Source organism: Bacillota bacterium (assembly GCA_012727955.1).
In the GTDB taxonomy this organism is placed as follows: Bacteria; Bacillota; Limnochordia; order DTU087; family JAAYGB01; genus JAAYGB01.
The window spans coordinates 19,904-30,283 of record JAAYGB010000025.1 but is presented as its reverse complement, the minus strand read 5'-3'; the positions used below and the strand labels follow the sequence as shown (position 1 = coordinate 30,283).

Genomic DNA, 10,380 nt, shown 5'->3' with positions numbered 1-10,380 from the left:
GTAGATGACTTTTTCAAAGAGCTGCAGTACTTCATGTTATGTAATCAAAGGCGATCACTAGCATATACTTTAGTACTGCAATTGCTTAATTCTGTGAGGTTACCGGGATCCCTTCTTTTCCCCGAAAAAATTATCAATTTTTTTCCTGGACCACCGTCAGTCAATTACTGGTGGCATAGGAAGGGCTTGTAACCTACATGTTAGAGTATAATACAGCCAACTACAAATAGCAATAACCCCCGAGCAAATCGGGGGTTATTGCCTTTAGGATATTATCTCATGATTGCTGTCTTAGAATTCAACCTTTATACCGGCGTTGAAGTTAGCACCGTCTACGCTGTGGTATCCAGCGCCAAGCTCAATACCGTTGGGAGCAGTGTACTCGACACCAGTCTCCCAAGTTACATCATCGGTGTTGGTGAACTCAACGGCACCGTTGATGCCCAGGCCTTGCAGCTGCTCGATGGCGTTTACCTCGGCCTCTGCCTCAAGCTTGTGGCCAACGGGTCCACCCTTAGGCATGGTAGCGGTGTACTTACCGTTTACATCCACACCGGTGAGTGCAAAGTCCTTCTCAGCGGTCAACTTGGTTTGTGCATACTCGAAGGTAGCATCCTCTTCGTCGAACTTGGTCTCTGCACCCAGCTTGTAGCCAGCCAACTCAGTGTTAACACCGAGCTTAGCCTCATGACGAGGGTTGTCGTAATCAGCGCTCATGGTGAAGTCGCCTTGTACAGTTTCGATACCTACGTTGTAACCTGCGTTCTGGTCAGCCTTCTCCTTGCCAAGACCCTGAGCTACTCCGATGATGTCAGTTCTGTTATCACCGTCTTTGGTCTCGTTGTAGTATTCCGGTGCAAAGGAACCGTAGACACCATCCATCAAGTCACGGTATCCAACGGAGATGGTGGTGTTCTCGCTGGCGGCCAGGTCAGCCTCAACCTGGTAGATGCCGCTGCGGTCCTCACCAACGGTGGTACCAGCATACATAGCGTCAATGGTCATGCTGTCGGAGGGAGCAACTTGACCCTCTACTGCGTAAGCAAGTTCATCCTTAGCGGTGCTGCGGACCAAAGTGGTCTTAGCGTTACCAAGGTCGAAGTCGTAGTCAACGTTGACACCGGCATCCATAGCGTTGTTCCAAGCCATGAATCCACCGATGGTAGCATCGCCAATCTCAAGACCGTCAACGCTAGCACCGTTGTTCTTTACGGTGGCTACCAGGTCAGAGTGCTTGACATCCAAGCTACCGAGACGAGTGGTGAGAGAGGGGCCACCGTTCCAAAAGGCGCCCTGGTTCTCAATCCATGCCTTGTCGATTTCCAATTGACCCAAACCGAAAGGAGTATCCTCATCGGTGTTCTTCAGGCCCAAGTGGGCGCTGAGGTTGCTGTCCTCTCCGGCCAATCCAAGATCGACCTCTACGGAGTTGCTGCCAGCCCAACGGTCAGTTTCATTCCATTCAATGCTGTTATCAACAGTAGCACCTACGGTGAGTTCAGCGGCAAAGGCTGAAGCACCAAGAGACATTACCATTAGAGCAACTAGTGCAATAGTTAGTTTCTTCATTGTAGAGTGTATCCCCCTAAGTTTTGTTTAGTTGATGTGTGTTGTGTTTTATGCTGCGTCGTCTTTCTTTTGCTTTTCGCATTGTGGTACATCTAAGCTGCAGTTATTGCTTCAGCGCTTGTTGCATCTGGGGGACAAGCCGATTTGCTTGAGTATCCATGTTTCCTCAGGCAGTGAGCTCTTCCCCGTGACTGTGACGATTGCTGCATCTTATTGTCCTCCAACCTTGGGCTTCTAGGGCACTTAGGGCGTCGCACCTCCTTTCTCGACCCGAAACCCAGACTTAGGTCGGTGACAAAGCTGAATTGTTGTGAGCAAGGTTTGCTCCTTTTACACTTAACAATTTCGACTTTTTGCGACATATTCCTTTTGGGAATAACTTGTAACTTTAAGTGATATGTCGCAATCGCTAAGTGATTTGTAAATTGTCTGCTCACAAAACATAGATTTCGACAAAATCTTTTTCACCCCTGCCGCTTTTTATCGGTAGTATCTGGATCTAAAACGGCGATAGGCCGTACCCTCACGTCCTTTCAGGGTACGGCCCATTGCTAGTCGGATCGATCTATCTGGTTGTATCTAGAGAATAAACTTGCGAATTGCCTCGGCCACACCGGCCTCCTCATTGGAAGGAGCAATCCAGTCTGCTGCTTCCTTGGCAGCATCAGAGGCATTGCCCACGGCTACTCCAATACCTGCGTACTGCAGCATCGCCACATCGTTGCCGCCATCGCCGATGGCTATCACTTCTTCTCGGGCAAGACCCAGGCTCTCTGCCAGTGCCTTCAGGGCTACCCCCTTGGAAATGCCCTTGCGGGTAATTTCGATATACCGGGGCTTCGACTGAAAAATAGACAACTGCCCTTCATACTGTTGCGACAAGTGACCTAACCAGGAGGCAATGGGAGCCTCATGTCCAACGATGAGGAGTTTTGTTGGCTCCGTGTCCAGGAAATGCACTAAATCGCCAACGGGAACAGCCTCGGTTCCGGTCATCATCTGATAATACTCCGTATGTTCAGTGACCCGCTCCACATACAACTCGTCATCGACATACACATTTAAGTCAAGATCATGGGCCTGACACAGCTTTGCTAGCTCCCTCGCTAGGGACAGAGGAACGGGATAATGCTGCTTCACCTCTCCCTCCACGGTGCGCACCATCGCCCCGTTATAGAGAATCAACGGGCCCGTTAGCCCGAGCTCCCTGGCATAGGGTACCGTGGATTGCCACATTCTCCCGGTGGCCAGGATCACATGGACTCCCTTGGCCTGGGCCTGGGAGATAGCCTGATGAGTTTCCTTGGGAATTACCAGCTCATCGGTGATTAAAGTGTCATCAACGTCTATTGCTAATAGCTTGACTGTCATTGGGGTTCCTCCCATCTACATATCCATAGGATGGTTCAACACAGGCTTGACCGATACCTGTTGCCCTGGGGAGTCCCACAAGCAAAAAGGCGACCCCACATCGGTCGCCTACCTGTCTCGTATCACTGGCTGGGCCAGTGTCTTTTTTTAGGTATTCTTAGTACACGGAACCCTCTTCGGGAATAATGATCCAGGCCAACACGTAAATCAGCGCACCGCCAATTCCCGCCATTGTGACCGACAGGATAACCCAGAGCAAGCGGATAATAGTTGGGTCGACTCCCATTGCCCTGCCCAATCCGGCACATACCCCGGCGATCATCCGCCCACTTAGCGGTCTGGTTAACTTAGTCATGCTACCCCTCCTCCGGGAGTCACCGGGCTAATCGACGTAGACCTCTACCCGTTCATCCCCATCAATAACTTCTACCAACTTACCGTCGGCACCCTCTTCCACCGCCAAACGCACTAACTCATCGATATCCAAGTCCCTAATCCCGCTGTCCTTGGGAGCAAACCGCAATCCCACCTTAGCCAAGGCCAGGGGAATGGTGACATTAACTTTGTCCTTCCCTTCCTCAAAGACCTTGACTCGAAGAAACCTCCCCTTCACCGCAGGCCTGAGAGGTTTCTCCGGCGAGTTCGGTTCAATGGCCTCCAAGAGCTTCTCAGCTTCCTCTACCGTAATCTTACCATCGGCCACCATCTGAAGTATATGGGTCCGTTCAGCCTTCATTGAAACTCCCCCTTAAGCCTCAGTAATCGCGATATGGGAATTACTGGTCCTCGCCAGAATATCTAGTCTATGCTCGGCAGTTCCATACCTCTCGCCCTGGGCTACGATGAACTTGTTGTCTATCTTTTCATCCCGGGTCTTGATCTGCAGCACATCGGATTCGATCTGAATGGCCCCAAAGCCAGTCTTGGCTTCAATACCTGTTACCGCCAGCAGGTCTCGGGGGACTGCCACCGTGATGCTGCCGTTGGAGGTAATCAGCTCGTATCGACCATTTTGATCCAAGGTCACGGGATCCTGCTGCAAAGGATGCAGCTCAATGGCGCCGTTAGAGGTTCGACACCGGACGTCTCGAGCGGAAACCCGAGCTTCGATGCGCCCATTGCTGGTTACCGCCTCAAATTGTCCTGCCTTCACCGCGGAGCAATCAATGGCTCCGTTACTGGTTCCCAGAATTAGCTTTTCTGCGGTGATGTTCCGCAGCTGCAGTCGGCCGTTGGAGGAGTGTACTTCCATCAACCCTCCGACGATGTCCTGGAGTCGAACCCAACCGTTGGAGGTACGCAGCCGCAGCTTATACCACCGGTCCCGAGGCAAGAAGAGGCGAGTGTTCATCGCTAGACAGCTGCCGCTTTTCACTCCGGCTTCCAGACGCCCCGGTCCCACATCGATCACCAATGCATTTTCCCGGCGTTCTTCCTCGCCGACGGCACCCTTTAGCACCTTTTGACACTCAAAGCGGTATCCTGACTCCTCCCACATCACCACTTCCAGATGCCCATTGTTGCCGGAATACCCCACCTCAACTTCGTTGCCCAGCAACTCACCGCTGTGGGTCTCCTCGACGGTTATCGTGGGGCCAAACCAACTGGCGATTACGGGAAACTGGGCAAACCACTTGGGCATATTGGCCAAGGCCGGTTTGATATCCCTTTGAATCCGCTCTTCCAGCACCCGAGAGAACTTCTCCGCGGCCCTTTGTACATTATCGGCAAATCGACTGGCCTCTTCCTCTAACCTTTGGGAAAAATCCTTGTCGGCAGTGGGCTCAAATCCCGGAGACTCCTGACGCCCAGCCCTTGCCTCAAAATCACCAAAGTGGGACTCCTCCGGAGAACTGGTCCCATTTTCCAGGGCATCGATTAAGGCCGCCCCTTCTTCGGCGGTGATTTTTCCTTCAGCAATCATTTTTAGGATCAGCAAGCGTTCTTCCTTCACAAAACCGCCCTCCCTACCTTTGCTCCTTCAATTTTTGGAGTGCCTCCTCCGGCGTGATCTCGCCCCTGTCCAATCGACTGAGAATCTCCCGCCGTCGCTCCGCCATTTCTTCTGCCTCGGTCTCCACCCCATCGTCCTTGTCCACGGTGTATCCTAAGGCAGCAATTACCTGATCCAATCGACTGCGCACCGTCGGATAACTGATTCCCAGGGTGCGCTCAACCTCCTTGATGTTTCCCCGTGAGGCAATAAAAACCTCAACGAACTTCCTCTGCTCTCGACTTAGCTGGCAGAATTTGCACAGAGCAAAGTGCCCTTCCAAGGTGGTATCGCAGTAATGACAGTGAAGGCGGGTAATCTCCATTCCCTCGCCGCATACGGGGCAATTTCCCATCACTTCCCGTCGAGCCAATCAGCTCACCTCCCGCCAACAAATTCACTTCTCATCCTTAATGTTTTTAACCCGGGCATTAATATTCTTAACCTCTCGACTCATATTATAAGTACCCCCTGGCCTGCCTGTCAATGGTTATTCTGGAGATAATATCAACTTTTTTGATGTTCTCCTTGAGGATATGTAAGTTCGTGGTTTAATAATCCTAAGGTAAGCAATAAAAAATGCGATGTCACCTGAAGTTCAGGCTCCATCGCACCAATAATTTCCTTGACTATCGCAGATACTCAACAATTGTCTCCGCCAGTTTGGCGCTAATCCCCGGGACAGCCTTGATTTCCTCTAAGGAGGCCTGTCGTATCCCCTGCACCGAGCCAAACTGACGAATCAGGGCCTTCTTGCGCTGGGGACCAACGCCGGGGATCTGATCCAGCAGGGATTTGGTAGCCCGTCCCGCCCGCAGATGCCGGTGATAGGTAAGGGCAAAGCGGTGGGCCTCATCCCGGATCCTTTGAATCAGATATAAGGCTGGAGAGTTACGGGGCAGCAGAATCGGCTGGGACCGACCTTCGATGAAGATCTCCTCAAGCCTCTCCGCCAAACTCATGGTGGGGATGTGTTCCAGATTCAGCTCCCGCAGAACCTCCCGAACGGAACTTAACTGTCCCTTCCCTCCATCGATTAACAGCAAATCGGGAAACTGGGCAAACTTGGCTTCTTCTTCCTGCCAGTCCTCACCCTGCTCCTTGAGCTTGGCGATATCCTCCTGTTCCTTTAGGCCCCGCACAAAGCGCCGTGTCAAGACCTCTCGCATCATCGCAAAGTCATCGGGAGTATCCTTGGACCTAATCTTAAAGCGCCGATACTCATTGGGGGCGGCTTCCCCATCGATAAACACCACCATGGAACCCACAGCCTCGGTCCCCTGGATGTTGGAGATATCAAAGCCTTCAATCCGACGGGGCAAGGTGGGCAGACCCAAGGCCTCCTGCAACTCCGTCATCGCCCGCTCCCGTTCCCTCCTTCTGCCCTCGGCCCGGGCCCGGTGCTCCTTCATCACCAAATCGGCGTTTTCCTCCACCATCTCTACCAAACGCCGCTTTTCTCCCCGCTGGGGTACCCGCAGGTAAACCCGGGAGCCCTTCAGGGCAGAGAGCCACTCTTCATAGATGTTGGCATCGGGGACCTCCGCGGGAAGCAGCAGTTCCTTGGGAAGATCTGCCGCCCTGGAGTAATATTGCTGGATAAAGCCTCCGAGAATCTCCCCGGGGGTATCATCGGGAGCAATATGCAGGAAGAAGGGTTCCCGACCGATGAGCTTTCCCCCCCTGACAAAAAACACCTGTACACAGGCCAGGTCCGCCACGGTAGACAGACCCAGGACATCCTGGTCCACCTTCAGATCGGTGACAATTTTCTGTCGCTCCATCACCTGGTGGATGGCCTTCACCTGGTCCCGTAATTTGGCGGCAGCCTCAAAGCGCAGTTCCCTTGCCGCCTGCTCCATCCTTTTCTCCAAATCCTGCACCAGGTTCTCCTGCTTGCCTTCCAAGAAGAGGATGACCTGATCGATGACTTCCCGATACTCCTCCGGTGTCACCTTCCCGGCACAGGGTCCCAGACACCGCCCGATATGATAATTCAAACAGGGCCGCTCTTGACTGCCGGGCTGAATGTCCTTATTGCAGGTCCGAATGGGAAACACCCGGCGCAGGAATTTCATCGTATCCCTTACCGCCTTGGCGCTGGTGTAGGGGCCAAAGTACCGGGCCCCATCGTCCTTGCGCTGCCGGGCAATGATCACCCGGGGGAAGGTCTCGTTGAGGGTAACCTTCAGGTAGGGATAGCGTTTGTCGTCCTTTAACCTGACATTATACCAGGGGGAATGCTGCTGGATCAGGTTGAATTCCAGAATCAAAGCTTCCACTTCGGAGTCGGTGACAATGTACTCAAAATCCGCGATATTCTCCACCATGGCCCGTACCTTGGGGGAGTGGTTGCGGCTGGACTGAAAGTAAGAGCGCACCCGATTCCGCAGTGAAACCGCCTTGCCCACGTAAATAATCTCTCCCGCCGCGTTTTTCATCAAGTACACGCCGGGTTTCGTCGGCAACAGCTTGAGCTTTTTCTCTAGATCCACGCCATCAACTCCAGTCTAACTACCGGGGACCGCTACCGGGTCCACGTTAACCGCGGTCTCAGTCTCCGCCCCGGCCTTGCCTTGGTCCTTCTCCAACAGGGGCCGCAGGAACTGACCGGTATAGGACTCGGGCACCGCGGCAACTTCCTCGGGTGTGCCTTGCGCCACCACGCGGCCTCCGCCACTTCCGCCCTCAGGACCTAAATCGATGATATAATCCGCGGTCTTGATCACATCGAGATTGTGCTCGATCACCAACACCGCATCACCCGCATCCACTAGGCGGTGGAGGACCCCCAAGAGCCTCTTGACGTCGGCGATATGCAAGCCGGTGGTGGGCTCATCGAGGATGTAGAGGGTCTTGCCGTTACTGCGGCGGCTGAGCTCTGTGGCCAGTTTCACCCTTTGGGCTTCACCGCCCGACAGGGTGGTCGCCGGCTGCCCAAGGCGCATATAGCCCAATCCCACATCATTTAGGGTCTGCAGCTTCCGATGGATGCTGGGAATGTTCTTGAAGAACTCCAGGGCCTCCTCAATGGTCATATCCAAGACATCGGCAATAGTCTTACCCTTATACTTCACTTCCAGGGTCTCTCGATTGTATCTACTTCCCTTACAGACTTCACAGGGAACGTATACATCGGGCAAGAAGTGCATCTCGATCTTAATAATCCCATCGCCCCGACAGGCCTCACAGCGGCCTCCCTTGACGTTAAAGCTAAACCGCCCCGGCGCATAACCTCGGATCTTAGCCTCGTTGGTCTCGGCAAAGACCCGGCGAATCAAATCAAAGGTGCCGGTGTAGGTGGCGGGGTTGGACCGGGGAGTACGGCCAATGGGCGACTGATCGATCTCAATCACCTTGTCCAAGTGCTCGATCCCATCGATCCCGGCATGTTTTCCCGGTTTGGCAGTGGCCCGATGTAAATCATGGGCTAGGCGTCGGTGGAGAATATCATTCACCAAGGTACTCTTGCCGGAGCCAGAAACCCCCGTTACACAGGTGAACACCCCTAAGGGGATGGACACATCAATGTTCTTCAGGTTGTTCTCCGCGGCACCCCTGATGGTGATCCACTTGCCGTTGGGCTCCCGTCTTACTCGGGGGACGGGGATTTCCTCCTTCCCCGACAGGAACCGACCGGTGGCCGAGCGGTCTTCGGCCATTACCTCCTCAAGGGTACCGGCCACCACCAACTCGCCTCCATGGGCGCCGGCGCCGGGACCGATGTCCACTATATAGTCGGCCTCTCTAATGGTGTCTTCGTCATGCTCCACGACAATCACAGTGTTTCCGATATCCCGTAACCGCTTGAGGGAGTCTAAGAGCTTTTGGTTATCCCTTTGATGGAGCCCAATGCTGGGCTCATCGAGAATATACAACACCCCAACGAGACTGGACCCAATCTGGGTAGCCAACCGGATGCGCTGGGCCTCACCCCCGGACAGGGTTGCAGCCATCCGGTTCAAGGTGAGGTAATTTAACCCAACGTTCTCCAGGAACCGCAGTCGCTCCCGAATCTCCTTCAACACCTGGTGAACAATGGTCATCTCCCGTTCACTGATGTCAAGGTGCTGGAAGAACTCCAGGGCCTCGCTGATGGACATTCGGGTTACGGCATCGATATTTTTGCCGCCAACGGTCACCGCCAGGGCCTCTGGGCGCAACCTGGCGCCGTGACAGGTGGAACACAGGCGAGAACTGCGAAATTGGTCCAGTTCCCGTTGAATATAGTCCGACGAAGTCTCCCGGGATCGCTTCTCCAGGTACCCGATGATTCCGTCAAACTCCACCTCGAAGGTGCGCTGGCGTCCCGCCTGATTGGTATAGGGAAATACCACCTTCCCCTTGATGCCGTGGAGCAATCCCTTCAGTTGGGTCTGGCTCAAGGTATGCAAGGGCTGATCTTTGTCAATTTTCAACCGCTCACAGACGCCATCAAGAACTCCCAGAATCCACTTGCTGCCGGTCTTGGCCCAGGGGATAATTGCCCCTTCATTGATGCTGAGCTCCATATCCAGGAAGAGATCGGGATCGAATTCTACCCGGTTCCCTAGACCATCGCATTCAGGACAGGCCCCGTAGGGACTGTTAAAGGAAAACATGCGGGGACTCAGTTCTTCAAAGCTGATTCCACACTGGGCACAGGCCAAGTGCTCGCTAAATAACATCTCTTCGCCATCGATGACATCGATAACGGCCAGGCCGCCCCCTCGCTCCAGAGCAATCTCAATGGAGTCGGCCAATCGTCCTTCAATATCGGGGCGGATGATAATCCGATCCACCACAATTTCAATATCATGCTTCTGGTTCTTGTTTAACTCGATGTTGTCGGTGATTTCATGCATCTGGCCATCGACCCGCACCCGGACAAAACCGTCCTTGCGAATCTCTTCCAGAATCTTGCGGTGTTCGCCCTTGCGGCCCCTAACCACCGGGGCCAGCACCTGGATTCGAGTTCTCTCCGGCAGAGTCATCACCTGATCGACAATTTGCTGCACCGTCTGCTGGGCAATGGGTCGACCACAATTAGGGCAATGGGGATGACCGATGCGCGCGTACAGAAGGCGCAGGTAGTCATAGATCTCCGTTACCGTTCCCACCGTGGAGCGGGGGTTCTTGCTTGTAGTCTTTTGGTCGATGGAAATCGCCGGGGACAAACCTTCAATCAGGTCAACATCGGGTTTGTCCATCTGTCCCAAAAACTGCCGGGCATACGCGGACAGGGACTCCACATAGCGACGTTGTCCCTCGGCATAGATAGTATCAAAGGCCAACGATGATTTACCGGACCCACTGAGTCCGGTAATCACCACCAACTTATCGCGAGGAATGTCTACATCAATATTCTTCAAGTTGTGCTGTCTAGCACCCCTGATAATAATCCGATCCCTAGTCAAAATCTCGCCCTCCAAACCGGGAACCTCTCCTTGCCACTTCCTTTGCCAGCT

8 protein-coding genes are annotated in these 10,380 nt (G+C 53.6%); all 8 read right to left on the bottom strand.

Translation table 11 applies throughout. From position 1 onward, the window contains the following. Positions 1-291 precede the first annotated feature (291 nt). The 8 genes from GX030_05550 to uvrA all read right to left on the bottom strand — a co-directional run bounded on the left by GX030_05550 (position 292) and on the right by uvrA (position 10,329). Positions 292-1,569 carry a hypothetical protein gene (locus GX030_05550; protein NLV91847.1) on the bottom strand — a complete coding sequence of 426 codons (1,278 nt, stop codon included), beginning with the start codon at positions 1,567-1,569 and terminating at the stop codon, positions 292-294. Between the two features lie 579 nt (positions 1,570-2,148). Further along, complete coding sequence (locus tag GX030_05545) at positions 2,149-2,940, bottom strand: HAD family phosphatase (protein NLV91846.1); 792 nt, start codon at positions 2,938-2,940, stop codon at positions 2,149-2,151. Between the two features lie 157 nt (positions 2,941-3,097). Further along, entirely contained in the window at positions 3,098-3,295 is a 198-nt protein-coding gene (locus tag GX030_05540; protein NLV91845.1) for a PspC domain-containing protein, read from the bottom strand. 27 nt (positions 3,296-3,322) lie between these two features. Next, positions 3,323-3,676, bottom strand: a complete 354-nt coding sequence (locus GX030_05535) for a hypothetical protein (GenBank protein NLV91844.1) — start codon at positions 3,674-3,676, stop codon at positions 3,323-3,325. 12 nt (positions 3,677-3,688) lie between these two features. Next, entirely contained in the window at positions 3,689-4,894 is a 1,206-nt protein-coding gene (locus tag GX030_05530; protein ID NLV91843.1) for a DUF4097 family beta strand repeat protein, read from the bottom strand. Positions 4,895-4,907: 13 nt separating this feature from the next. After that, complete coding sequence (locus GX030_05525) at positions 4,908-5,288, bottom strand: DUF2089 domain-containing protein (protein NLV91842.1); 381 nt, start codon at positions 5,286-5,288, stop codon at positions 4,908-4,910. Positions 5,289-5,562: 274 nt separating this feature from the next. After that, on the bottom strand, positions 5,563-7,428 hold the full coding sequence (uvrC, locus tag GX030_05520; protein ID NLV91841.1) for an excinuclease ABC subunit UvrC: 1,866 nt from the start codon (positions 7,426-7,428) through the stop codon (positions 5,563-5,565). Positions 7,429-7,443: 15 nt separating this feature from the next. Next, positions 7,444-10,329 (bottom strand): excinuclease ABC subunit UvrA, encoded by a 2,886-nt coding sequence (gene uvrA / locus GX030_05515; GenBank protein ID NLV91840.1) that lies wholly within the window; start codon positions 10,327-10,329, stop codon positions 7,444-7,446. Positions 10,330-10,380: the final 51 nt, after the last annotated feature.